Origin of the sequence: Salmonella sp. SAL4457 (genome assembly GCF_046548235.1) — a bacterium.
Taxonomy (GTDB): Bacteria; Pseudomonadota; Gammaproteobacteria; order Enterobacterales; family Enterobacteriaceae; genus Salmonella; species Salmonella enterica.
Genome location: NZ_JBGDZO010000002.1, coordinates 1 through 25207, shown reverse-complemented (window position 1 = coordinate 25207; position 25207 = coordinate 1). Strand labels below are relative to the sequence as shown.

The 25207-nt window shown below is 54.7% G+C and carries 22 protein-coding genes; 8 read left to right on the top strand and 14 right to left on the bottom strand.

Annotated elements, in window-relative coordinates:
- Window positions 1–68: 68 nt before the first annotated feature.
- On the bottom strand, window positions 69–998 hold the full coding sequence (locus ACLJNW_RS07600) for a TIGR01212 family radical SAM protein (protein WP_001176887.1): 930 nt from the start codon (window positions 996–998) through the stop codon (window positions 69–71).
- Between the two features lie 671 nt (window positions 999–1669).
- Between ACLJNW_RS07600 and gltB the strand changes: the two genes are divergently transcribed.
- The 5 genes from gltB (at window position 1670) to ACLJNW_RS07575 (ending at window position 11506) form a co-directional block, all read left to right on the top strand.
- Window positions 1670–6130 (top strand): glutamate synthase large subunit, encoded by a 4461-nt coding sequence (gene gltB / locus ACLJNW_RS07595; protein WP_023204558.1) that lies wholly within the window; start codon window positions 1670–1672, stop codon window positions 6128–6130.
- Window positions 6131–6139: 9 nt separating this feature from the next.
- Window positions 6140–7558, top strand: a complete 1419-nt coding sequence (gltD, locus tag ACLJNW_RS07590; protein WP_023204559.1) for a glutamate synthase subunit GltD — start codon at window positions 6140–6142, stop codon at window positions 7556–7558.
- Window positions 7559–7765: 207 nt separating this feature from the next.
- Window positions 7766–8869 carry a YhcG family protein gene (locus tag ACLJNW_RS07585; RefSeq protein ID WP_024154682.1) on the top strand — a complete coding sequence of 368 codons (1104 nt, stop codon included), beginning with the start codon at window positions 7766–7768 and terminating at the stop codon, window positions 8867–8869.
- Between the two features lie 116 nt (window positions 8870–8985).
- Complete coding sequence (gene codB / locus ACLJNW_RS07580) at window positions 8986–10239, top strand: cytosine permease (RefSeq protein WP_023204561.1); 1254 nt, start codon at window positions 8986–8988, stop codon at window positions 10237–10239.
- Entirely contained in the window at window positions 10226–11506 is a 1281-nt protein-coding gene (locus ACLJNW_RS07575; protein ID WP_023204562.1) for a cytosine deaminase, read from the top strand. The genes codB and ACLJNW_RS07575 overlap by 14 nt, the downstream gene beginning before the upstream one ends.
- A gap of 82 nt (window positions 11507–11588) precedes the next feature.
- Here ACLJNW_RS07575 and nanQ read toward each other — a convergent pair whose 3' ends face one another.
- From nanQ to zapE, 11 genes are all read right to left on the bottom strand, one after another.
- Entirely contained in the window at window positions 11589–12056 is a 468-nt protein-coding gene (nanQ, locus tag ACLJNW_RS07570; protein WP_000979900.1) for an N-acetylneuraminate anomerase, read from the bottom strand.
- Window positions 12053–12928, bottom strand: coding sequence for an N-acetylmannosamine kinase (gene nanK / locus ACLJNW_RS07565; protein WP_024154681.1), 876 nt, complete (start codon window positions 12926–12928; stop codon window positions 12053–12055). The genes nanQ and nanK overlap by 4 nt, the downstream gene beginning before the upstream one ends.
- Window positions 12925–13614 carry an N-acetylmannosamine-6-phosphate 2-epimerase gene (locus tag ACLJNW_RS07560; RefSeq protein WP_000054444.1) on the bottom strand — a complete coding sequence of 230 codons (690 nt, stop codon included), beginning with the start codon at window positions 13612–13614 and terminating at the stop codon, window positions 12925–12927. The genes nanK and ACLJNW_RS07560 overlap by 4 nt, the downstream gene beginning before the upstream one ends.
- A gap of 46 nt (window positions 13615–13660) precedes the next feature.
- The gene (gene nanT, locus ACLJNW_RS07555) at window positions 13661–15151 is read right to left on the bottom strand and encodes a sialic acid transporter NanT (protein WP_000108071.1); all 1491 of its coding nucleotides are present in this window, start codon (window positions 15149–15151) and stop codon (window positions 13661–13663) included.
- Between the two features lie 115 nt (window positions 15152–15266).
- Window positions 15267–16160: an N-acetylneuraminate lyase gene (gene nanA, locus ACLJNW_RS07550; RefSeq protein ID WP_001029667.1), complete on the bottom strand. Its 894-nt coding sequence runs from the start codon at window positions 16158–16160 to the stop codon at window positions 15267–15269.
- 134 nt (window positions 16161–16294) lie between these two features.
- Window positions 16295–17086 carry a transcriptional regulator NanR gene (nanR, locus tag ACLJNW_RS07545; protein ID WP_024154680.1) on the bottom strand — a complete coding sequence of 264 codons (792 nt, stop codon included), beginning with the start codon at window positions 17084–17086 and terminating at the stop codon, window positions 16295–16297.
- A gap of 108 nt (window positions 17087–17194) precedes the next feature.
- Entirely contained in the window at window positions 17195–17695 is a 501-nt protein-coding gene (sspB, locus tag ACLJNW_RS07540; protein ID WP_000366112.1) for a ClpXP protease specificity-enhancing factor, read from the bottom strand.
- Window positions 17696–17700: 5 nt separating this feature from the next.
- A complete protein-coding gene (gene sspA, locus ACLJNW_RS07535) occupies window positions 17701–18339 on the bottom strand; it encodes a stringent starvation protein SspA (protein WP_000257298.1) in 639 nt (212 codons plus the stop codon).
- Window positions 18340–18651: 312 nt separating this feature from the next.
- Entirely contained in the window at window positions 18652–19044 is a 393-nt protein-coding gene (gene rpsI, locus ACLJNW_RS07530) for a 30S ribosomal protein S9 (RefSeq protein WP_000829815.1), read from the bottom strand.
- Window positions 19045–19059: 15 nt separating this feature from the next.
- The gene (gene rplM, locus ACLJNW_RS07525; protein WP_000847559.1) at window positions 19060–19488 is read right to left on the bottom strand and encodes a 50S ribosomal protein L13; all 429 of its coding nucleotides are present in this window, start codon (window positions 19486–19488) and stop codon (window positions 19060–19062) included.
- Between the two features lie 301 nt (window positions 19489–19789).
- Entirely contained in the window at window positions 19790–20914 is a 1125-nt protein-coding gene (gene zapE, locus ACLJNW_RS07520; protein WP_023204564.1) for a cell division protein ZapE, read from the bottom strand.
- A gap of 192 nt (window positions 20915–21106) precedes the next feature.
- Between zapE and zapG the strand changes: the two genes are divergently transcribed.
- The 3 genes from zapG (at window position 21107) to degS (ending at window position 24192) form a co-directional block, all read left to right on the top strand.
- Window positions 21107–21505 (top strand): Z-ring associated protein ZapG, encoded by a 399-nt coding sequence (zapG, locus tag ACLJNW_RS07515; RefSeq protein WP_001519074.1) that lies wholly within the window; start codon window positions 21107–21109, stop codon window positions 21503–21505.
- 156 nt (window positions 21506–21661) lie between these two features.
- A complete protein-coding gene (gene degQ, locus ACLJNW_RS07510; protein ID WP_000716690.1) occupies window positions 21662–23029 on the top strand; it encodes a serine endoprotease DegQ in 1368 nt (455 codons plus the stop codon).
- A gap of 92 nt (window positions 23030–23121) precedes the next feature.
- Window positions 23122–24192: an outer membrane-stress sensor serine endopeptidase DegS gene (degS, locus tag ACLJNW_RS07505; RefSeq protein ID WP_023204565.1), complete on the top strand. Its 1071-nt coding sequence runs from the start codon at window positions 23122–23124 to the stop codon at window positions 24190–24192.
- A 33-nt stretch (window positions 24193–24225) separates the two neighbouring features.
- On the opposite strand, the gene ACLJNW_RS07500 is transcribed toward degS, so the two are convergent.
- Window positions 24226–24957: a triphosphoribosyl-dephospho-CoA synthase gene (locus ACLJNW_RS07500; protein ID WP_024154679.1), complete on the bottom strand. Its 732-nt coding sequence runs from the start codon at window positions 24955–24957 to the stop codon at window positions 24226–24228.
- A gap of 19 nt (window positions 24958–24976) precedes the next feature.
- A partial coding sequence (locus tag ACLJNW_RS07495; RefSeq protein WP_139654397.1) for a sodium ion-translocating decarboxylase subunit beta occupies window positions 24977–25207 on the bottom strand: 231 nt, incomplete at its 5' end.

Here is a 25207-nt window from a genome sequence, read left to right as displayed (position 1 = left end):
CACATAATACCCAATTATGGGAACCGCGTTGAATATTGTGCGAAATATGCGTAGCGCCCCTCATCACGCTACGCTACAGGTGGTATCCAGGGACGGGCCAGCGCAGAGCCCTGTACGCCATGCTCATTCAGGTATTTGTCCAGCTCAACCATCCCCGTCCAGCGATTCTCGCACCACAGCGGGGCAAGCAGCGTCGGACGGCGAGCGCTGGCTGAAATTCGGTGATAAATTACCTCCGGCGGCGTATGACGAATCATCTCACCTGCCGTTAGCGTGTAGTCGTCCAGTTCGATGCCGTTCAGCCGCCCCGCTTCCCAGGCTTTGGCCATCGTACTGCCTTTCACAATATGCAGCGGATGCAGTTTAATACCATCAACGCCCGTCTCCACCACACGCTCCATGGTTTGCAGGCATTCTGCCTGCCCTTCGCCCGGCAGCCCCACAATCAGATGCGCACACACTTTCAGCCCGCGCTCCCGGGCAATCCGGGTGGTACGCTGATAGCAGGCGAAGTCATGCCCGCGGTTAATTCGGCGCAGGGTTTTATCGTGTGCGGTTTGCAATCCCAGTTCCAGCCACACCTCGTAGCCTTGATCTTTATATTCACACAGTAAATCTACTACTGCCTGCGGGACGCAATCCGGACGCGTACCGACGCATAACCCGACGATACTGGCCTGGCTGACCGCCTGTTGATACATGGAACGCAGCACCTGCACTTCTGCAAAGGTGCTGGTGTAGGCCTGGAAATAGGCCAGATAGCGTTTAGCGCGGTTCACCAGATGCGCCTGATGCGCAAGCTGCTCGGCAATCGAATGATGCTGCTGCGCCTCATCGGCAAAAGAGGCGACATTACAGAAGGTGCAACCGCCACGCCCGATGGTGCCGTCGCGATTAGGGCAGCTAAAACCGCCATGAAGCGTCAGCTTATGAACCTTTTGCCCATACCGACGTAAAAGATCCCCACCAAACATATTGACTAATTTCTGTAACTGCATAATCTGATAGACCGCCTCTTAAAAAGAGGCCAAAGCCTGCCATTTTTAGTCTCCTTTGGCGATGACCTGGATCAATCGTCCCGGAAGGCTTTTACCCATTGCATAATCAAGCAAAATAAACGATATTTCATTCATAATCCCGCTGATGATTTTTCCTGATATTCCCCTCTTTTTTCAGCGTTTGCTGGGTCATCGATAAAAACAGTAGCATTCAATACTGCTCACTCTTAAAACAGCATAAAATGCCAAGATTTTTGAAAAAGCAAGGTCAGATAACGTCTGGCGAGCGGCTCTTATAGTGAGACAGATCACAGGCTTTCTGCCGCTCCGTATTAGCAGCCCTTCTATAAAAAACCTTTTAATTTCAACAGATTCAAAAAGTTATCTGTGCTACAGCACACTTTTGCATAAATCAGTTTGCCATTTGACCTGGGTGTGGATTCCCGATAAGTTGGGGATCCGCTGGAAGCTTTCTGGATGAGCCGTCTGCTCATCATATTTATGCAGTAATTGAGATTCCCTCTTAACCGTATTTACCAATGCGCAAAGGACACAAAGAGGGCGAATGCGAGGTAAGCGTATGATGCGCCAGCCCCGTCGCCATGCTCTTGCTGTGCCCGCGCGCCGTCGGTTGGGAGAGCGTCCCGTAGAGCCTGGGGAGGTTCACTGATATGTTGTACGATAAATCCCTTGAGAAGGATAACTGTGGTTTCGGCCTGATCGCCCACATAGAAGGCGAACCTAGCCACAAGGTAGTGCGTACCGCCATACACGCGCTGGCCCGGATGCAGCACCGTGGCGCGATCCTTGCCGACGGTAAAACCGGCGACGGTTGCGGCTTGCTGTTACAAAAACCTGACCGTTTCTTTCGCATCGTGGCCGAAGAGCGCGGCTGGCGCTTAGCCAAAAACTACGCCGTCGGGATGATATTTTTGAATAAAGATCCTGAACTGGCCGCCGCGTCACGCCATATTGTCGAAGAAGAATTACAGCAGGAAACCCTGTCGATTGTCGGCTGGCGCGATGTGCCAACCAATGAAGGCGTGCTCGGTGAAATCGCCCTCTCCTCTCTGCCGCGTATTGAGCAGATTTTTGTCAACGCTCCGGCAGGCTGGCGTCCGCGTGATATGGAGCGCCGTCTGTTTATCGCCCGCCGACGCATTGAAAAACGCCTGCAGGACGACAAAGATTTCTACGTATGCAGCCTGTCGAACCTGGTCAACATTTATAAAGGTCTGTGTATGCCGGCGGATCTGCCGCGCTTCTACCTGGATCTTGCGGATCTGCGTCTGGAATCGGCCATCTGTCTGTTCCACCAGCGCTTTTCCACTAACACCGTGCCGCGTTGGCCGCTGGCGCAGCCGTTCCGCTACCTGGCGCATAACGGCGAGATTAACACCATCACCGGCAACCGCCAGTGGGCGCGCGCCCGTACCTATAAATTCCAGACGCCGCTGATCCCGGATTTACAGTCCGCTGCGCCGTTTGTTAACGAAACCGGTTCGGATTCCAGCTCGCTGGACAACATGCTGGAACTGCTGCTGGCAGGCGGGATGGACATCATCCGCGCCATGCGCCTGTTGGTGCCGCCCGCCTGGCAGAACAACCCGGATATGGACCAGGATCTGCGCGCCTTCTTTGACTTTAACTCCATGCATATGGAGCCGTGGGACGGTCCGGCAGGCATCGTGATGTCCGACGGGCGCTTCGCCGCCTGTAACCTTGACCGTAACGGCCTGCGCCCGGCGCGCTACGTCATTACCAAAGATAAGCTGATCACCTGCGCCTCCGAAGTCGGTATCTGGGACTATCAGCCGGATGAAGTGGTCGAGAAAGGCCGCGTCGGCCCAGGCGAGCTGATGGTGATCGACACCCGCGGCGGACGTATTCTGCATTCCGCGGAAACCGATGACGACCTGAAAAGCCGCCATCCATATAAAGAGTGGATGGAGAAAAACGTCCGCCGCCTGGTGCCGTTTGAAGAGCTGCCTGATGAAGAAGTCGGTAGCCGCGAACTGGACGATGACCTGCTCGCCAGCTATCAAAAACAGTTTAACTACAGCGCCGAAGAGCTGGACTCGGTTATCCGCGTGTTGGGCGAAAACGGCCAGGAAGCCGTCGGTTCAATGGGCGACGATACCCCCTTTGCCGTGCTCTCCAGCCAGCCGCGTATTATTTACGACTACTTCCGCCAGCAGTTCGCGCAGGTCACTAACCCGCCTATCGACCCGCTGCGTGAAGCGCACGTCATGTCGCTCGCCACCAGCATCGGTCGCGAAATGAACGTCTTCTGCGAAGCGGAAGGTCAGGCCCATCGCCTGAGTTTTAAATCGCCAATTCTGCTGTACTCCGATTTCAAACAGCTCACCACCATGAGCGAGCATCACTACCGCGCCGACTGGCTTGATATTACCTTTGATGTCACCGAAACCACACTGGACGCGACGGTTAAAGCGCTGTGCGATAAAGCGGAACAGATGGTGCGTAACGGCACCGTGCTGCTGGTCCTCTCGGATCGCAATATCGGTAAGAATCGCCTGCCGGTCCCCGCGCCGATGGCGGTGGGCGCGGTACAGACTCGTCTGGTAGAACAAAGCCTGCGCTGCGACGCCAACATCATCGTAGAAACCGGAAGCGCCCGCGATCCGCATCACTTTGCGGTACTGCTCGGCTTTGGCGCAACGGCCATCTATCCGTACCTGGCCTACGAAACGCTGGGGCGTCTGATTGATACCCAGGCCATCGCCAAAAACTACCGTACCGTGATGCAGAACTACCGTAACGGCATCAACAAGGGGCTGTACAAGATTATGTCCAAAATGGGCATTTCGACCATTGCCTCTTACCGCTGCTCCAAACTGTTTGAAGCGGTCGGACTGCACGATGATGTGGTAAACCTGTGCTTCCAGGGCGTGGTCAGCCGTATCGGCGGCGCGAGCTTTGATGACTTCCAGCAGGATCTGCTGAATCTCTCCAAACGCGCCTGGCTGGCGCGCAAACCCATTAGCCCGGGTGGCCTGCTGAAGTACGTCCACGGCGGCGAATATCACGCCTATAACCCGGATGTCGTGCGTACCCTGCAACAGGCGGTACAGAGCGGCGAGTACAGCGATTATCAGGAATACGCCAAACTGGTCAATGAGCGTCCGGCGGCAACGCTGCGCGATCTGCTGGCGATACATCCAGACGGCGAGGCGGTGACTATCGACGAGGTTGAGCCCGCCAGTGAGCTGTTTAAACGCTTTGATACCGCAGCCATGTCTATCGGCGCATTAAGTCCGGAAGCGCACGAAGCGCTGGCCGAAGCGATGAACAGCCTCGGCGGTAACTCCAACTCCGGCGAAGGCGGTGAAGACCCGGCGCGCTACGGCACCAATAAAGTGTCGCGTATCAAACAGGTGGCCTCCGGTCGCTTTGGCGTGACGCCGGCCTACCTGGTCAATGCCGATGTGATTCAGATTAAAGTCGCGCAGGGCGCGAAACCGGGCGAAGGCGGTCAGTTGCCGGGGGATAAAGTCACTCCGTATATCGCTAAACTGCGCTATTCAGTGCCGGGCGTGACGCTGATCTCCCCGCCGCCGCACCACGATATTTACTCTATCGAGGACTTAGCGCAGCTCATTTTCGACCTCAAACAGGTCAACCCGAAGGCGATGATCTCCGTGAAGCTGGTGTCCGAACCGGGCGTCGGCACCATCGCGACCGGCGTGGCGAAAGCCTATGCGGATCTGATTACTATCGCCGGTTACGACGGCGGTACCGGCGCAAGCCCGCTCTCTTCGGTGAAATACGCTGGCTGCCCGTGGGAACTAGGACTTGTTGAAACCCAGCAGGCGCTGGTCGCCAACGGTCTGCGTCACAAGATTCGTCTGCAGGTGGACGGCGGTCTGAAAACCGGCGTCGATATCATCAAAGCGGCGATTCTCGGTGCAGAAAGTTTCGGCTTCGGCACCGGTCCGATGGTGGCGCTGGGCTGTAAATACCTGCGCATTTGCCATCTGAACAACTGCGCAACCGGCGTGGCGACGCAGGATGAAAAACTGCGTAAGAACCACTATCACGGCCTGCCGTTCAAAGTGACCAACTACTTTGAATTTATCGCCCGCGAAGTGCGCGAGCTGATGGCTTCGCTTGGCGTGACCCGCCTGGTGGATTTGATTGGCCGCACCGACCTGCTGAAAGAGCTGGAGGGTTTCACCGCTAAACAGCAGAAGCTGGCGCTGTCTCGTCTACTGGAAACCGCTGAACCTCATCCGGGTAAAGCGCTGTACTGCACCGAGAATAACCCGCCGTTTGATAACGGCGTGCTGAATGCGCAACTGTTGCAGCAGGCGAAACCGTTTGTCGATGCGCGCCAGAGCAAAACCTTCTGGTTCGACATCCGCAACACCGATCGTTCCGTCGGCGCGTCGCTTTCCGGCTACATCGCACAGACCCACGGCGATCAGGGGCTGGCTTCCGATCCGATTAAAGCACACTTCAGCGGTACCGCAGGCCAGAGCTTTGGCGTGTGGAACGCGGGCGGCGTAGAGTTATATCTGACTGGCGATGCCAACGACTATGTCGGTAAAGGTATGGCAGGCGGTTTGATCGCCATCAGACCGCCGGTAGGTTCCGCCTTCCTCAGTCATAAAGCCAGCATCATCGGCAACACCTGCCTGTATGGAGCGACCGGTGGCCGTCTGTACGCGGCGGGGCGCGCGGGCGAACGTTTCGGCGTGCGTAACTCCGGGGCGATTACCGTAGTAGAGGGCATCGGCGACAACGGCTGTGAATACATGACCGGCGGCATCGTCTGCGTGCTGGGTAAAACCGGCGTTAACTTCGGCGCGGGGATGACCGGCGGCTTCGCCTATGTGCTGGACGAAGATGGCGAATTCCGTAAACGCGTGAACCCGGAACTGGTAGAAGTACTGGACGTTGATTCGCTGGCTATCCACGAAGAGCATCTGCGCGGCCTGATCACCGAGCACGTGCAACATACTGGTTCGCAACGCGGCGAAGAGATCCTGTCCAGGTGGTCAAGCTTCTCAACCCAATTCGCGTTAGTTAAGCCCAAGTCCAGCGATGTCAAAGCCCTGTTGGGCCACCGTAGTCGTAGTGCGGCAGAATTGCGCGTGCAGGCGCAGTAAGGAATTGAAATGAGCCAGAATGTTTATCAATTTATCGACCTGCAGCGCGTTGATCCGCCGAAGAAACCGCTGAAGATCCGTAAGATCGAGTTTGTTGAAATCTACGAACCGTTTTCTGAAGGTCAGGCGAAAGCCCAGGCGGATCGCTGTTTGTCCTGCGGTAACCCCTACTGCGAGTGGAAATGTCCGGTACATAACTACATCCCGAACTGGCTGAAACTGGCTAACGAAGGGCGTATTTTTGAGGCGGCTGAGCTATCGCACCAGACCAACACCCTGCCGGAAGTGTGTGGCCGCGTCTGCCCGCAGGATCGCCTGTGCGAAGGCTCCTGTACGCTGCACGATGAGTTCGGCGCAGTGACCATCGGTAACATTGAGCGCTATATCAACGATAAAGCGTTTGAGATGGGCTGGCGCCCGGATATGACCGGCGTACGCCAGACGGACAAACGGGTAGCGATAATCGGCGCAGGTCCGGCAGGGCTGGCGTGCGCCGACGTGCTGACCCGCAACGGCGTGAAGGCGGTGGTCTTTGATCGCCATCCGGAAATCGGCGGCCTGCTGACCTTCGGTATTCCAGCTTTCAAACTGGAAAAAGAGGTGATGACCCGTCGTCGCGAGATCTTCACCGGCATGGGTATTGAGTTCAAACTTAATACCGAAGTGGGTCGCGACGTCGAACTTGACGAGCTGTTGAAAGAGTACGACGCGGTGTTCCTTGGCGTCGGCACCTATCAGTCAATGCGCGGCGGGCTGGAAAATGAAAATGCGGACGGGGTTTTCGACGCTCTGCCGTTCCTGATCGCCAATACGAAGCAGATCATGGGGTTTGGCGAAACCAGCGACGAACCATATGTCAGTATGGAAGGAAAGCGCGTAGTGGTGCTGGGCGGCGGCGATACCGCAATGGACTGCGTACGCACTTCCATACGCCAGGGCGCAACGCACGTAACCTGTGCTTATCGTCGTGATGAAGAGAACATGCCGGGTTCCAGACGCGAAGTGAAAAACGCGCGCGAGGAAGGTGTCGAATTTCAGTTTAACGTTCAACCGCTGGGCATTGAAGTCAATGCCAACGGCAAAGTGAGCGGCGTAAAAATGGTGCGCACTGAAATGGGCGAACCGGATGCCCAAGGCCGTCGGCGGGCGGAGATCGTCGCCGGTTCCGAGCATGTGGTTCCGGCTGATGCGGTGGTGATGGCGTTTGGTTTTCGTCCACACAGCATGGAATGGCTGGCGAAACACAGCGTGGAACTGGACTCGCAGGGACGAATTATCGCGCCGGAACGCAGCGATAATGCTTTCCAGACCAGCAACCCGAAAATCTTCGCCGGTGGCGACATCGTGCGCGGTTCCGATCTGGTGGTGACGGCGATTGCCGAAGGCCGTAAGGCGGCTGACGGGATTATGAACTACCTCGAAGTGTAACCCTTCCGGCTCCCCGGTTGATGCCTTGTGCTGATGGCTGGGGAGCCGATATTCCTCTCCTCAATATCTCTCCTGCCGATTCTGGAAACCCGCTCGTAAATCGAGATGTAATGCCATGTAAAATCCGTTCATAGATTGATCCGTTTACGCCTGAAGCGTATTGATAGCGTTCTAATTTCACAATAAAACTATCACGTAAGGGATGACATGACGAATCCAACTTTAGTGCCACAGTCTGATGAATATCAGCAAATTCATGACGGTATTATTCGTCTGGTCGATACGGCACGTACCGAGACCGTGCGCAGCATCAATGCCATTATGACTGCCACCTACTGGGAAATTGGCCGACGCATTGTCGAATTTGAACAGGGAGGAGAAGCGCGAGCGGCCTATGGTACTCAGCTTATCGAACGATTATCGGTAGATTTAAGTCAGCGCTATAAGCGCGGTTTTTCCACCAGAAACCTATGGCAAATTCGTACATTTTATCTTTGTTTTCAACATATTGAAATTCCGCAGACACTGTCTGCGGAATCTTCAAATCTCATACCGCTCGCCAAAACATTCCCTCTTCCCTGGTCGGCGTATGTCCGCCTCTTGTCGGTAAAAAATCCCGATGCCCGCACTTTTTACGAGAAAGAGACGCTACGTAACGGCTGGTCAGTTAGGCAGCTCGACAGGCAAATTGCCACTCAATTTTACGAACGAACGCTACTGTCCCACGACAAATCCGCCATGTTGCAGCAGCCTGCACCCGCCGAGCCAAACGTTTTGCCGGAGCAAGCCATACGCGACCCGTTCATTCTGGAATTTCTTAACCTGAAGGACGAGTATTCCGAATCAGATCTCGAAGACGCGCTGCTCAGCCACCTAATGGACTTTATGCTGGAGCTCGGTGACGATTTTGCTTTTGTTGGCCGCCAACGCCGACTACGTATAGACGATAGCTGGTTCCGCGTCGACCTGCTGTTCTTCCATCGTCGCTTGCGCTGCCTGTTGCTCGTTGACCTGAAGGTAGGCAAATTCGGTTATGCGGATGCCGGGCAGATGAATATGTACCTGAACTATGCCAAAGAGCACTGGACAATGCCCGGAGAAAACCCGCCAGTCGGCCTGGTTTTGTGCGCAGGGAAAGGCGCGGGGGAAGCGCATTACGCGCTGGCTGGCCTGCCAAACACCATCATGGCGAGCGAGTACAAAGTGCAGTTGCCCGACGAAAAATTACTCACAGACGAACTTATTCGTTCGCAAACCATGCTGGAAACTCAACTCACACGCGGTGGTTCACTGACAACGGAGAAAAACTAACAAACCATTAATGCCATGAATGATTATCAAAAAAAATATCACACGAAAACGTTTGCTTTATTCTGAGAACTGTATATTATGCGGCGGATTTTTTGGGCAAAATTCATGGAGGCGTTGTGTCGCAGGACAACAATTATAGCCAGGGCCCCGTCCCTCTGGCGGCGCGGAAGGGCGTGATTCCACTGACGTTTGTCATGTTGGGTTTAACGTTTTTTTCCGCCAGTATGTGGACCGGAGGGACACTCGGCACCGGTCTTTCTTATAATGATTTCTTCCTCGCAGTTCTCTTCGGTAATCTCCTCCTCGGTATCTACACTGCATTTCTTGGCTACATCGGCGCAAAAACCGGACTCTCCACCCACCTCCTTGCACGTTACTCCTTTGGCGTTAAAGGATCATGGCTTCCCTCGCTGCTGCTAGGCGGCACACAGGTAGGCTGGTTTGGCGTTGGCGTAGCGATGTTCGCTATTCCGGTCAGTAAAGCGACGGGCATTGATGCCAATATTCTGATTGCCGTTTCGGGTCTACTGATGACCCTGACCATTTTTTTCGGCATCTCGGCGTTGACCATTTTGTCTATCATTGCCGTACCCGCGATCGTTATTCTGGGCAGCTACTCCGTCTGGCTGGCGATCAGCGGCGTGGGTGGGCTGGAGCATTTAAAAACGATAGTGCCGCAGACGCCGCTGGATTTTTCCAGCGCGCTGGCGCTGGTGGTGGGATCGTTTGTCAGCGCCGGTACATTGACCGCCGACTTCGTCCGCTTCGGGCGTCATGCCAAAAGCGCCGTACTGATTGCGATGGTCGCTTTTTTCCTCGGCAACTCGCTGATGTTTATCTTTGGCGCGGCAGGCGCAGCCGCCGTCGGTCAGGCGGATATCTCTGACGTGATGATAGCGCAGGGGCTGCTGCTGCCCGCGATTGTGGTGCTTGGCCTGAATATCTGGACCACCAACGATAACGCGCTGTACGCATCGGGTCTGGGCTTCGCCAATATTACCGGTCTTTCCAGCCGTACGCTGTCGGTGGTGAACGGGATTATCGGTACCGTGTGCGCGCTGTGGCTTTACAATAATTTTGTCGGCTGGCTGACGTTCCTGTCATCTGCCATCCCACCGATTGGCGGAGTGATTATTGCCGACTATCTGTTGAACCGTCGCCGCTATGCCGACTTCAACACCGTGCGCTTTATTCCCGTTAACTGGATTGCTATTCTTTCCGTCGCGCTGGGCATCGCCGCCGGACATTATGTTCCTGGTATTGTGCCCGTCAACGCCGTACTCGGCGGCGTCTTCAGCTATATCCTGCTGAATCCACTTTTCAACCGCAGCCTTGCTAAATCACCAGAGGTCAGCCATGCAGAACAATAACATCACCATTCGTCAGGCGCGTCTGCAGGGACACGAAGGATTATGGCAGATTACGATTGAAAACGGGCGCTTTAGCCGGATTGAGCCTCAGGAAGCCGCATCGTTACCGCAGGGCGAAGTGCTTGATGCCGAAGGCGGTCTGGCTATTCCACCGTTTGTTGAGCCACATATCCACCTGGATACCACGCAAACGGCGGGTGAACCGAGCTGGAACCAGTCCGGCACACTGTTTGAAGGGATTGAGCGCTGGGCAGAACGTAAAGCAATGCTCACGCATGAAGATGTGAAAGCGCGCGCGATGCAGACCCTGAAATGGCAGATGGCTAACGGCATCCAGTACGTTCGTACTCACGTTGACGTTTCAGATCCTACGCTCACCGCGCTGAAAGCCATGCTGGAAGTGAAGCAAGAGGTTGCGCCGTGGGTAGACCTGCAAATTGTCGCCTTTCCGCAAGAAGGTATTCTGTCTTATCCTAACGGTGAAGCGCTGTTAGAGGAAGCCGTGCGTTTGGGCGCTGACGTTATTGGCGCCATTCCGCACTTTGAGTTCACGCGGGAATATGGCGTTGAATCGCTGCACAAAACCTTCGCCCTGGCGCAGAAATACGATCGCTTGATCGATGTGCACTGCGACGAAATTGATGACGAGCAGTCTCGCTTTGTCGAAACGGTCGCGGCGCTGGCGCATCGTGATGGCATGGGGGCGCGCGTGACCGCCAGCCATACCACGGCTATGCACTCGTACAACGGCGCGTATGCGTCACGCTTGTTCCGCCTGTTGAAAATGTCGGGGATTAACTTCGTCGCCAACCCGCTGGTGAATATTCATCTGCAAGGACGGTTTGACACTTACCCGAAACGTCGTGGCGTCACGCGGGTGAAAGAGATGCTGGAAGCGGGGATCAACGTCTGCTTTGGCCATGATGACGTCTTCGACCCGTGGTATCCATTAGGCACCGCCAATATGCTGCAGGTGCTGCATATGGGGTTACACGTTTGCCAGTTGATGGGGTATGGGCAAATCAACGACGGGTTAAATCTGATCACTACCCACAGCGCAAAAACCCTGCATTTACAGGACTACGGTCTGAGCGTCGGCAATGCCGCGAATCTGGTTATCTTACCCGCTGAGAATGGATTCGATGCGGTACGTCGCCAGACGCCTGCCCGTTACTCGATTCGCCACGGGCGGGTGATTGCCGAGACGGTGCCGAGCCAGACGACGCTGCACCTGACCCAGCCGGAAGCCGTGACGTTTAAGCGTTAACCCGTCATACCCGCGCTCTCCGGCACATTCACCACGCAGCCCCGTAAGGGGCTGCGTTCGGAAGACTGCTCCGGCAAGAGATTCAGGCCGCCAGCAGACTGGCGCGTACTTTCACTACCACTTTTTTGATGTCATCTGGCTCACCCACTGCACATCCCGGTTTATGCGGTTCTCCCGGCATAAACACAGCAAACATCCCCGCTTGCAGCGTAATAGTCTGCTCGTCGGCAATTTGACTACAAAGCTGGTAATCCTCTTCAACATGCATCTCCTCGCACTGGCGAGCGGCACCGGACATCCCAAACGCAATACGCTCGACGCCGGTTAGTAGTAGCTGAATATCAATGTATTGTTCATGCAATTCCGCTTTCTTCTCGGCCGGCATTTGCGTCGTTAACTGCATTACATTCATAAAGATATTGTCGCCCTGCAATTCATAGCGCCCCGGCGCTTTCTCCTGCGGCCTTGCCGCCAGCGCGAGAGTCAAGGCATCCAGCAGTCGCGGATGCAACCCGCAAGAAGGCAACGACTGTACTTCCCCCATCATCATAATGTGTCTCCTTGAGCTAACAACGCAGCGCCTAATAATCCTGCGTCATGCCGATATCGAGCGGCGCTCAGCGCCACGTGATAAGGCGCAGGCTCTTGCATCAAAAACGCGCGAACCTGCTCCAGGTATCCCTCAGCTAACCCTACGCTGCCGCCAATGACCACACACTGGCAGTCGGTAATCGCTTTCACATCGGCGATCATTCGCGCTATTACCTGCGCGGATTGGCTTACCAGATGTCGCGCCTGCTGATGACCTTCGCCAGCGCGAATAAATAGGGTTTTGGCGTCGCATCCCGCCAGATCGTCCCGCGCCGCCGCGGCCATCCCTCGTCCGGAGGCGATGGCCTCTACGCAGCCAACGCGTCCACAGCCGCATACGGGCCCGTGTGGGTCCGCCAGGGTGTGTCCCAGGTGCCCGGCCAGACCGCCTTTTCCGGTAAGGAGCTTGCCGTCGCAGACAACGCCGCCGCCAACGCCGGTTGAAACGGTGATAAATACCATATCGCGGATATCATCAGGGAGCGCGTGATACTCCGCCCAGGCCGCCGCCTGCGCGTCGTTCACCGCCAGCGTCGGCAGGCCAGCGATCGCTTCCAGTGTTTGTACTAACGGAAAGTGTAGCAAGCCGCCCAGATTATGGGGGTTTAGCGCCAGCAGCATCCCTTCCTGAATGATCCCGGTAGAAGCTATCGCTACCTGACGCGCCTCTGCCCGTAGTGGTTCAACCAGCGCCTTTAATGCTTCACGTAACGCATCCAGCGTTTTGCTCGCGGGGGTCGGTAGCTCGCGACGCTGGCTAATGCGCAAGTTGTTGTCGATGAGCGCGGCGGCAAGTTTAGTACCGCCAATATCGATTGCTAACGTAGTCATGACGCCGCCTTTTTTAATGCGTCGTTATACCATCCACAGATATGTTCCAGACGTGTAATGGCGGACCCCACCGTCACCGCCCATGCGCCATAGCGGATCGCCTCCGCCGCCAGTGCTGGCGAGTTATAGCGCCCTTCGGCTATTACCCGGCATCCGGCGTCATGCAACGCTTTGACTAAGGGCAGATCGGGTTCCTCCGGCGTATCGGGGGTGGTGTAGCCGGACATTGTCGTGCCGATAATGTCCGCGCCCAACCGTTGGCAGGCGAGACCATCGTCCACGGATGAGCAGTCGGCCATCGCCAGTAGATGGTGGTGATGAATGCGCGCCAACAACGCCTCAACGGCTACCGGCCGTTGCCGAGCGGTTCCATCAACGGCGATAATAGCTGCGCCGGCCTGTGCCAGCGCATCTACATCGTCGAGAAAAGGGGTAATGCGCACTGGAGAGTCGTCCAGATCGCGTTTGATAATGCCGATAATGGGTACCGAAACGAGCGAGCGGGCCACGCGCAGGTTGTCTATGCCTTCAATACGCACCGCAACCGCGCCCGCCTGTTCCGCCGCCAACGCCATTGCCGCTACAATCTCCGGCTTATCCAGCGGACTGCCCGGAACGGGCTGGCAGGAGACAATCAGGCCGCCAGAAGCGGCAATATTTTTATCCAGTTGTTCAAGTAACGACATACTACTCCCTTACAAATATTGCCCGGTTTAAAACCGGGCAAGCGGATTAACTTTTCGTTTTTACAAAGGCACCTTTACCACTGCCAAGCGGTACGGCTCCGCTGAACGGTTTGTCGTCGATAGCATCGTGGGTGCGTAACGCTTCCGGACGTAGCCAACGCTGTACGCGAGACGGCATATCAAGCCCAATAAGCAGGATCACGACAAACGTCAGGCTGAAAGAGAGCGATGCCAGCGCAGTGCCCAGATCCAGACGTTGAGCGATCAGCGCTCCCAGGATCGGCGCCAGCGCGCCGCCGAGCGCGCCGACGTTATAAGTAAAGCCCAGCCCCGCCGCGCGCTGATCGGTATCGAAGTAACCGCCGATCAGTTTCGGCAGAATCCCGGCAATCCCCTGCCCCAACATCTGTTGGAAAAACAGTAGCAGACCCAGAACCCAGACGTTTGTGCCGCCAATCGCAAAGACCGGAATAATGAGGATTTGCGAGGCCAGCAGGCTACAGACATATGCTTTACGCGTTCCCAGCCAGTCGCCAAGAAAACCGCCTACGCAGCAACCAACCGCCGCGCCAAATCCGCTAAAGAACAGGACATTCGCCACCGTATGCGGATCGTAGGCCAGTTCGGTTTTCAGATAAGTGGGTAATAGCGCCTGAATCGGCCAGGAATAGAGGAAAGCAAACAGTACCACCAGCATCAGCATGACGCCAGTGGGCCAGCGTTTACCGCTGCTCTGCACCATAAAGCTGATAAAGATAACCGCGCACAGTAGTCCCAGCCCCGCCACAATCGCAGCATTTTGTAGGTTACCGGCAAAACAGAACCACAGCGCAGCGGCGGCGGCGAAAGTCATTAAAATGTTGATGATGCGATGCTCGCCCCGATAAAGAATGTCGACCATCGTGCGTACCGGCGCTTTACCCGCGTGTTTCTCTTTCCAGTCTTCCGCTTCCGGAATGTTTTTCCGCAGCCAGAGAGCGAAGATAATTGGCAAAATGCCAATGAAAAACAGCGCGCGCCAGCCCCAGACAGGCACCACCAGGCTGTACACCTGCGCGGCAACGACCGCGCCGACGGAGAAGCCGGAAATCAGAAAACCACTGGCCTTATTGCGTAAATGTTTTGGCCAGCTTTCAATCACATAGGTCGCGCTGGAACCATATTCGCCCGCCATGCCCATACCAATCACCAGTCGGGCGATGAACATGGTGGTGTAACCGGGCGCAAACCCGCATGCCAGGGTTCCCACCGAAAACAGAATGATGCTGCTGACCATCGCCAGACGACGCCCATAGCGATCGCCCATCGCGCCCAGTAATAACCCGCCGAACCAGCGAGAGATAAAAGCCGCAGAAATCAGGCTTGCCGCCTGTACCGTCGTCAGCCCAAATTCGCTTTGTACCTCAGTCAGTACAAGAGCAATTAACACAAAATCAAAACCATCAAGCAGATATCCCAGCCAGGCAGCGGAAAATGCCCGCCACTGCGCCCGGTTGAGATGGCGATACCACGGGATGTTCTGGGTAGAAGTACTCATTTTACTCTCCCGACGATTTTTGTTGTCGTTATGCCGAATGGCGGCTCCGCCTTATCCGGCCTACTGTTCGCACTGTTGTAGGCCGGGCAAGCGTAGCGCCCCCGGCATTATGCTGTTACGCCTTTTCTTCCATCAGTTGTTGAGCCAGCGCCTTGAGCGCCGGCAGATATTTTTCATCAACAGGCGCAAACGGTTTACGACATAGCGGCACCGATACCACGTCCATATAATGCAGGACCGTTTTCAGGCCACGGAATACGCCGGTTTTAATCAGTAAATCAATAACCTTATTGCACTCGGTTTGCAGGCGCTGCGCTTTCGCCACATCGCCCTCACGTAATGCCTGAACAATCCCCTGATAACGCCAACCCATAATGTTGTATGTGCTGCCGATACCGCCGTCCGCGCCCGCCAGCAGACCGGAAGCGAAGATTTCGTCATAACCGTTGTACAGCACCAGATCCGGATGCGCGCGGCGGATCTGCTCCATCTGGAAGAGATCGCCGGAGGTTTGCTTCAGCGCGCTCACGCCCGGTAATGTCACCAGCGTATTGATCTGATCGAGGGTAAGTTTTACGCCGCTTAACGCCGGAATGTTGTATACCACCATCGGCAATCCATCTGCGGAATCAATGATTGCCCGATAGTGGTCACAGTGCTCTTCAAAACTGAAAGGGTAATAAAAAGGCGTCACCGCAGAGACCGCATCAAAACCGTAACGCTTTGCGGCGCTGGCAAGCTGCTGGCTTTCTGCGGTGCTTACTGTCCCGACATGGGCGATCAACGTGATTTTTCCCTTCGCCTCTTCGGCGACAATCTCCAGCACCTGCTCTCTTTCAGCAAGGCTCTGTACGAATGCTTCCCCGGTGGAACCGCCAACGTACAGCCCGTCGATACCCTGCCCGATGTTAAAACGCACCAGACGGCGCAGGCTTTCGCTATCCAGTTGCTGCTGATGATCAAATGGGGTCAACAACGCCGCCATTACGCCTTGCAATGCTTTTGCCATACCTACCTCTACGGATGATGAATATATTAACTACCTACCTTTATACCTGTTATACCAGATCAAATAAGCAGCAAATAATACAGAACGCTTATAGTGCGATCTGCTTCACTAAACCGGGATCGGAGGTGCGATCGCTACCGCATTTTTTGACTTTTTTTACCGAGCGCGTGCCAGGTAGCGGAAACGCTATTGAGGTGGGTTTGCAGAGCGCGATCCGCTTTATCGGGATCTCGCTGGCGAATGGCATCAACAATCACAATATGCTGTTGATAACTCAAGTTATTATGTTCATGCAGCTCACGATCGGGAACGCTTGGGCGAGCGGCGATTAGCCAGTCCAGCAGAGCAACATGAATAGCCATAAAGATCGGATTGCCGGGAATTTCAGCCAGCACCCGGTGAAACTCGACATCTGAACGAATAAACAGCGCGTTGTCATCCAGCGACTGGCTATTAATTTCCAGCGCTTTCGTTAACAACACGATCTGCTCGTCGGTAGCATGTTCCGCCGCATAGCGTACCAGGCTGGATTCAAAGAAAAGCCGTAGCTGTTCAAAGTGAGCGATGCCGCCAGGATGAGTAAGAAAATCTTTCGCCATACCCGACAGTTCACTGATGATGGTATCAGCGGAGGGGCGCGAGACGCGGGCGCGTTCGCCGTTATTGATTTGCACCAGACCTTTACGCTTCAGCGCAGCTAACGCTTCACGCACGGAGGGACGACCTACATTGAAGAAGGCCATTAATTCACGTTCAGACGGTAGCTGTTCTCCCTCGCCAAACTCATGACGGCGGATCATCTGCTCCAGCTCTTCCTCAACCATTTCAGACAGTTTTTTACGCGCCAGCGGGCGGCGGCGCAAACTACGCCCGAGGGATGTCGGTGAATCTTCTGCTTGCGAATCAAATGCGTTCATAACGTCCATTCATGAGTGGTCGGTGGCAAATAATAGCAAGCTTATCGTAACACAGCTTCAAAAGCAGGGTGAACCCGCGAGGAGACCAAACAAAACAGGCCCTTCAGGGCCTGTTGATTATTTTACTACGCGCAGCGCCGGACGTCCGCCACGCGGCGGAGGCGGCTCGTCATCAGGGCTACTGTCGTCATCGTGGTCGGGCTTATCGCCATCAATGACGGACATCACGGTCTCGCTTTCCGCGCCTGCGGTATTGTCATCATCATTTAAGCTGACAACGTCTTCATCATAGGCGGCTTCAGGCTCAAACATGGTGCCTGCGCCGTTTTCACGGGCGTAAATCGCCAGCACCGCAGCCAAAGGCACAGAAACCTGACGGGGAACGCCGCCGAAGCGCGCATTAAAACGCACTTCATCATTAGACAGCTCCAGATTACCTACCGCCCGCGGCGCAATATTGAGGACGATTTGCCCATCGCGCGCATATTCCATAGGGACATGCACGCCAGGCAGCATCACATCCACCACCAGATGCGGGGTCAACTGGTTATCCAGCAACCACTCGTAGAAAGCACGCAACAGATAAGGACGACGCGGCGTCAACTGTGACAAATCCATACAGGTTAACCCCGACCGAGGCGCATTTCACGTTCAGCTTCGGTTAAAGAAGCCAGGAAAGAATCACGTTCAAAGACGCGGGTCATATAGCCTTTCAGCTCTTTCGCCCCTGCGCCGCTGAATTCAATACCCAACTGCGGTAAACGCCACAGGAGAGGCGCCAGGTAGCAATCAACCAGGCTGAATTCGTCGCTCAGGAAATACGGTTTCTGACCAAATACCGGCGCAATCGCCAGCAGCTCTTCACGCAGTTGTTTACGCGCAGAGTCGGCCTCGGAAGCAGACCCGTTTACGATGACGTTCATCAGCGTATACCAGTCTTTTTCAATACGGTGCATGTACAGACGGCTTTCACCGCGCGCGACCGGATAAACCGGCATCAGCGGCGGATGAGGGAAACGCTCATCCAGATATTCCATAATGATGCGAGATTCCCACAGGGTCAGCTCACGATCCACCAGTGTCGGAACGCTTTGATTCGGGTTGAGGTCAATCAGATCCTGAGGTGGATTGTCCTTTTCCACATGTTCGATCTCAAAACTAACACCCTTTTCAGCCAACACAATGCGGACCTGATGGCTATAGATGTCAGTAGGACCAGAAAACAGCGTCATTACCGAACGTTTGTTGGCAGCGACAGCCATGAAAACCTCCAGGTATATTCAGAATTTTTACTGCTACCAGCCACAATGTGACCAGCCAGATGTTATGTCACCCAGGGCGAAAAAAGCCATCATTGCTCAGAAACGAGACAAAAAATGAACATTCCCCGCTATTTGGGCAGAAAATTGGATGATAGTTTACCAGATTTTGTGACCTTTGTGGTGAGTCGATTCTGGAAATGGGGAAAAAGAGACAACAATCCGCATTTCATCGTGACAGAAATGCATTGCCCATAAAAAAACCCGCCGAAGCGGGTTTTTTCGCTAACAGTTGTCTGCCGAAGCAGAACCCCATTAACGTTTGGAGAACTGCGGACGACGACGTGCTTTACGCAGGCCGACTTTCTTACGTTCAACCTGACGAGCGTCACGAGTAACGAAGCCAGCTTTACGCAGTTCGCCACGCAGGGACTCGTCGTACTCCATCAGAGCGCGGGTGATACCGTGACGGATCGCACCAGCCTGACCAGAGATACCACCACCTTTAACAGTGATGTACAGATCCAGTTTCTCAACCATGTCGACCAGTTCCAGCGGCTGACGAACTACCATGCGGGCAGTTTCACGACCGAAGTACTGTTCCAGAGAACGTTGGTTGATAACGATTTTACCGTTGCCCGGTTTGATGAAAACGCGAGCTGCGGAACTTTTGCGGCGACCAGTGCCGTAGTATTGATTTTCAGCCATTGCCTATAATCCCGATTAGATGTCAAGAACTTGCGGTTGCTGTGCCGCGTGGTTGTGCTCGTTGCCCGCGTAAACTTTCAGTTTACGGAACATAGCACGACCCAGCGGGCCTTTTGGCAGCATGCCTTTAACCGCGATTTCAATCACACGCTCAGGACGGCGGGCAATCATCTCTTCAAAGGTCGCTTGTTTGATACCACCGATGTGGCCGGTGTGGTGATAGTACACTTTGTCAGTACGCTTGTTGCCGGTTACAGCAACTTTGTCAGCGTTCAGAACGATGATGTAATCACCAGTATCTACGTGCGGAGTGTATTCCGCTTTGTGCTTACCGCGCAGGCGACGAGCCAGTTCAGTAGCCAGACGGCCCAGAGTTTTACCGGTCGCGTCAACAACATACCAGTCGCGTTTTACGGTTTCTGGTTTAGCTGTAAAAGTTTTCATTAAAAGCTTACCCAAATAAATAAGTTACACGTTGGTGAACACCCAAACGTTTTAAATAGTTGAGGTTCACACGACAAAGTCCGGTAAACCTACCCCCTCGGATATGTTTGGCCGGCACAGAGAAAGTTTGGGAAAAAACTCTCTTGTAACGTGGGGTCGCAGGATTATAGAGAAGTCTAGGTCAAAGATCGACCCCTTTTTGCGATTTGCCGCGGGTTTTGTTCAGGCCTGGTTCACCCTCGGTCGGGGAAGTTGCACAGATATAATACCGCATAATGCCGGGGCGCTGCGCTTGTCCGGCTTACGGCATATGCTCCCGCTTGAGGTACTCCGCACTCTGCATCTCTTGCAGGCGTGACAGACAGCGCTGAAATTCAAACTTGAGCCGTTCCCCCTGATAAATTTCATATAACGGTGCGGCGGCGCTGACCACCAGCTTAACGTGGCGCTCGTAAAACTCATCCACCAGCGCAATAAAGCGGCGCGCTTCGTTCTCCATCAGCGGCGTCATGACCGGCACGTCAAACAGCAGAACCGAGTGAAATAACCTTGAGAGCGCAATGTAATCATGCTGGCTGCGGGCCTCGACGCACAGCGTAGCGAAAGAGACCGCTAACGTTTGGTTTTCAACGCCCAGGGTGGATAAAGGGCGATGATTGATTTCCAGCGTCGGAGCGTGTTCTCGTGCGGCCCCCGCTAACGCCAGCCACAGTTTATCCATTTGCCGCCGGGTTTCATTATTAAGCGGCGTTAGCCATAAATGGGCCTGCGTCAGCGTCCGCAGCCGGTAATCGACGCCGGCGTCCACATTCATAATGTCGCAGTGCTGTTTAATGGCATCGATAGCCGGCAGGAAGCGGGCGCGTTGCAAACCGTTGCGGTAGAGTTCATCCGGCGGAATATTGGAGGTCGCGACCAGCGTAATGCCGCGTGCAAACAGCGCTTTCATTAAACCGCCCAGCAGCATGGCGTCGGTAATATCGGTGACGAAAAACTCATCGAAACACAGTACGTCCGTCTCGGTTTTAAACCGATCGGCAATAATGTCTAACGGATCGATCTGTCCCTGTAGCGCGGTAAGTTCTTCATGCACGCGCAGCATAAACCGATGAAAATGCAGGCGTAATTTTCGCTCACCCGGCAGGCTGTGGTAGAAGAGATCCATGAGCCAGGTTTTGCCGCGACCCACGCCCCCCCACATATACAGCCCGCGAACCGGTATTTGCGCGTCCGGTTCGTTTTTGCCTAATAATTTCCCCAGTCGCGCTATCAGTCCGCCGGGTGGCGTAGCCGACGATTTTTTCGCGGTGAGCGCCTGATAAAGGGTTTCCAGACGGTCGACCGCCTCTTTCTGTACGTCGTCAGGCTGATGGGTGCCTTCGTTGAGTGCCTGGAGATAACGCGATGTAGGGGAAAGGCTTTGCATAATGTTATTGTTATTCCTTGAAAATCGATGTGCCGTCGTTCACGGCTGACGAAAAAAAGGCCGTTCTACACTACGCGATATGCTGTCGGGATTCCACTTCTACGGAATTAGCGGTTATAGTGGCATAATCAGGCGCGGGCATGGAGCCTGGAGCCAACACCCTACGGAAACATAAGACAACGGGAGATGTTCATGACCTGGGAATATGCGCTAATTGGATTAGTCGTCGGTATCATCATTGGTGCCGTGGCCATGCGTTTTGGTAATCGTAAGTTACGTCAACAGCAGGCATTGCAGTACGAACTGGAAAAAAACAAAGCTGAGCTGGAAGAGTACCGTGAAGAGCTGGTTAGCCACTTTGCTCGCAGCGCGGAACTGCTGGATACCATGGCGCATGATTACCGCCAGCTGTACCAGCATATGGCGAAAAGCTCCAGCAGCCTGCTGCCGGAAATGTCTGCGGAGTCGAATCCGTTCCGTAACCGTCTGGCGGAGTCTGAGGCGAGCAACGATCAGGCGCCAGTACAAATGCCACGTGATTATTCTGAAGGCGCGTCTGGCCTGTTACGTAGCGGCGCAAAGCGCGATTAATCGCACGCCGTTAAGAAATTTATCGGGCGCATCGCTTGCGCCCTCTCTCTATCTTTCCTGTCCCAGCTATTATCATTGTTACCAGGCTGAAAATTCAATAACATCAATCTGTTTTGAATTGTCTATCCGTTCATTCAAGGTACGAGAGCAGCATCCATGAAAAAACACACCCAGCTGTTAAGTGCATTAGCGTTAAGTGTCGGGTTAACTCTTTCGGCGCCGTTTCCAGCCCTTGCATCGATACCAGGCCAGGTGCCAGGCCAGGCGACGCTGCCAAGCCTTGCCCCTATGCTGGAGAAAGTGCTGCCTGCTGTCGTCAGCGTAAAAGTCGAGGGAACCGCCGCCCAGAGCCAAAAAGTGCCGGAGGAGTTTAAAAAATTCTTTGGCGAGGATCTGCCAGACCAGCCGTCCCAGCCGTTTGAAGGACTCGGTTCGGGGGTGATTATCGATGCCGCGAAAGGCTATGTATTAACCAATAATCATGTGATTAATCAGGCACAGAAGATCAGCATTCAACTGAATGACGGACGCGAATTCGACGCGAAGCTGATCGGCGGCGACGACCAGAGCGATATCGCTCTGTTACAAATTCAGAATCCCAGCAAGTTAACGCAAATTGCCATCGCCGATTCCGACAAACTCCGCGTCGGCGATTTCGCCGTGGCGGTCGGTAATCCGTTTGGCCTTGGGCAAACCGCCACCTCCGGGATTATTTCAGCGCTGGGACGCAGCGGGCTTAATCTGGAAGGGCTTGAGAACTTTATTCAAACCGATGCCTCTATTAACCGCGGCAACTCCGGCGGCGCGCTGCTTAACCTGAACGGCGAGCTTATCGGGATTAATACCGCGATCCTCGCGCCAGGGGGCGGGAGCATCGGCATTGGCTTTGCTATTCCTTCCAATATGGCGCAGACGCTGGCGCAGCAGTTGATTCAGTTCGGCGAAATCAAACGCGGATTGCTGGGAATTAAAGGCACTGAAATGACCGCTGATATCGCTAAGGCATTCAAACTGAACGTTCAGCGTGGCGCTTTTGTCAGCGAGGTTTTACCCAATTCAGGTTCGGCGAAGGCCGGGGTGAAATCCGGAGACGTGATTATCAGTCTTAACGGTAAGCCGCTGAATAGCTTTGCCGAACTGCGTTCACGTATCGCCACCACCGAACCGGGCACGAAAGTGAAGCTGGGCCTGCTGCGCGATGGTAAGCCGCTGGAGGTGGAAGTCACGCTGGATTCCAATACCTCTTCTTCCGCCAGCGCCGAAATGATCGCCCCGGCGTTGCAAGGCGCGACGTTGAGCGACGGCCAACTGAAAGACGGGACGAAAGGCGTTAAGGTTGATAGCGTCGAAAAAAGCAGTCCTGCCGCGCAGGCCGGTTTGCAAAAAGATGATGTTATCATCGGCGTTAATCGCGATCGCATCAGTTCTATCGCCGAAATGCGCAAAGTGATGGCGGCAAAACCGTCCATCATTGCTCTTCAGGTAGTACGCGGCAACGAGAACATTTATCTATTGCTGCGCTAATCCTGTCTTAAACCGGGCATCAGCCTGCGATGTGATGTCCGGTTAACTCATGGTATGCTGCTGCCGTTCCCTTTTTTAACGACGCCTCCATCATGTTTGTGAAGCTCTTACGTTCGGTCGCAATAGGTTTAATTGTCGGCGCTATTCTGTTGGCCGTCATGCCTTCTTTGCGCAAAATTAATCCTATCGCCGTCCCGCAATTCGACAGTACCGATGAGACGCCAGCCAGTTATAATTTTGCGGTTCGCCGCGCCGCGCCTGCCGTCGTCAACGTCTATAACCGCAGTATGAACAGTACCGCGCATAATCAACTGGAGATCCGCACGCTGGGTTCCGGCGTGATCATGGATCAACGCGGTTATATTATTACCAACAAACACGTGATTAACGATGCCGATCAGATTATCGTCGCGCTACAGGATGGCCGCGTCTTTGAAGCGCTACTGGTTGGCTCCGATTCGCTTACCGATCTGGCGGTGCTGAAGATCAACGCCACTGGCGGGCTGCCTACCATCCCGATTAATACAAAGCGTACACCGCATATTGGCGACGTCGTACTGGCTATCGGCAACCCATATAATCTGGGACAGACCATCACCCAGGGGATCATCAGCGCAACGGGTCGTATCGGCCTGAACCCGACGGGGCGACAGAATTTTCTCCAGACCGACGCCTCGATTAACCACGGTAATTCCGGCGGCGCGCTGGTCAACTCGTTAGGCGAACTGATGGGGATCAACACCCTCTCTTTTGATAAGAGTAACGATGGCGAAACGCCGGAAGGCCTTGGTTTTGCGATTCCCTTCCAGCTAGCCACGAAAATTATGGATAAGCTTATCCGCGACGGTCGCGTGATTCGCGGCTATATCGGTATTGGCGGACGAGAAATCGCGCCGCTGCACGCGCAGCAGGGTAGCGGCATGGACCCGATTCAGGGCATTGTCGTTAATGAAGTGACGCCAAACGGCCCCGCCGCGCTTGCCGGTATTCAGGTTAATGATTTGATTATTTCGGTCAATAATAAACCCGCCGTGTCCGCGCTGGAGACGATGGATCAGGTGGCGGAAATCCGCCCGGGCTCCGTCATTCCGGTCGTGGTAATGCGGGATGATAAGCAACTCACGTTCCAGGTGACGGTGCAGGAATACCCGGCGTCGGACTAAAACGACGCGGCTTTTGCCCGCGTCGTTCGACGACTAGTCAATAAAGACTGGCCCTGCCGGAAAATGTGCCAGGAAACTCGTGAAGATCAGCAGAGCGGGGAGACTTTTCTCCCCGACGGCTTCTTCACGCAGCGCCTTATCCAGTACAAGCAGGCTATGCTCCCCCCCTTCCCCCAAAATGCCGCCCATCCAGAGCAGTCGTTGCGCCTGTTGACGCGCATACTGCGATGCGCTTTTCCAGGCGACCAGATGCAGCAACGTTTGTAACAGCAGGACCCGAGACGCGTGACCATCGCGTTGCAATCGCCTGAATACGGGTAATGCAATACTACGTACCGTCGAGAAACCGCTCGCCGCCTCCCCCTCAATCGGCGATAAACCAACAGCCGCCTGTTTGACGAAATCGCATAACTGATTGTGTGTTAATGGCCGCTCGCCTGCGCTCATATACCCTGCGGCAAAACAGAGTAACCCGATACCCTGAGCCCAATCGGTTGATGGCAGAATCCCCTGCGGAACATTCGGTGCCGACGTCTGTGCGGCACAAAGCCCCTCGTCGTAACACTGTGCAAAACGTTGCTCATGTATTGCTGAGTTGACGCCGGACCACGGCAGCAAATGCAGCGCTGGCTCAAGCTCAGTTATCTGATTCACCGTCTCAACAACATAGCGCAAGATGGTTTCTCTGGATGGCATGGATGTACCTTGCCGAAACGCAACCATTTCACTCATTACTGTGTCCTCATTTTGCGGGAACAGAATCACTGCTCCCGATTAGATTGGATTACATTGCCAGCACGTACTTGAGCATCACGCCCGCGGCAATGGCCGAACCGATAACCCCCGCCACGTTCGGGCCCATCGCGTGCATCAGCAGGAAGTTCTGTGCGTCCGACTCCAGGCCCACTTTGTTCGATACGCGGGCCGCCATCGGCACCGCCGACACCCCCGCCGAACCGATAAGCGGGTTGATTTTGTTCTTACTGCACAGGTTCAGCAGCTTCGCCATCAGCAC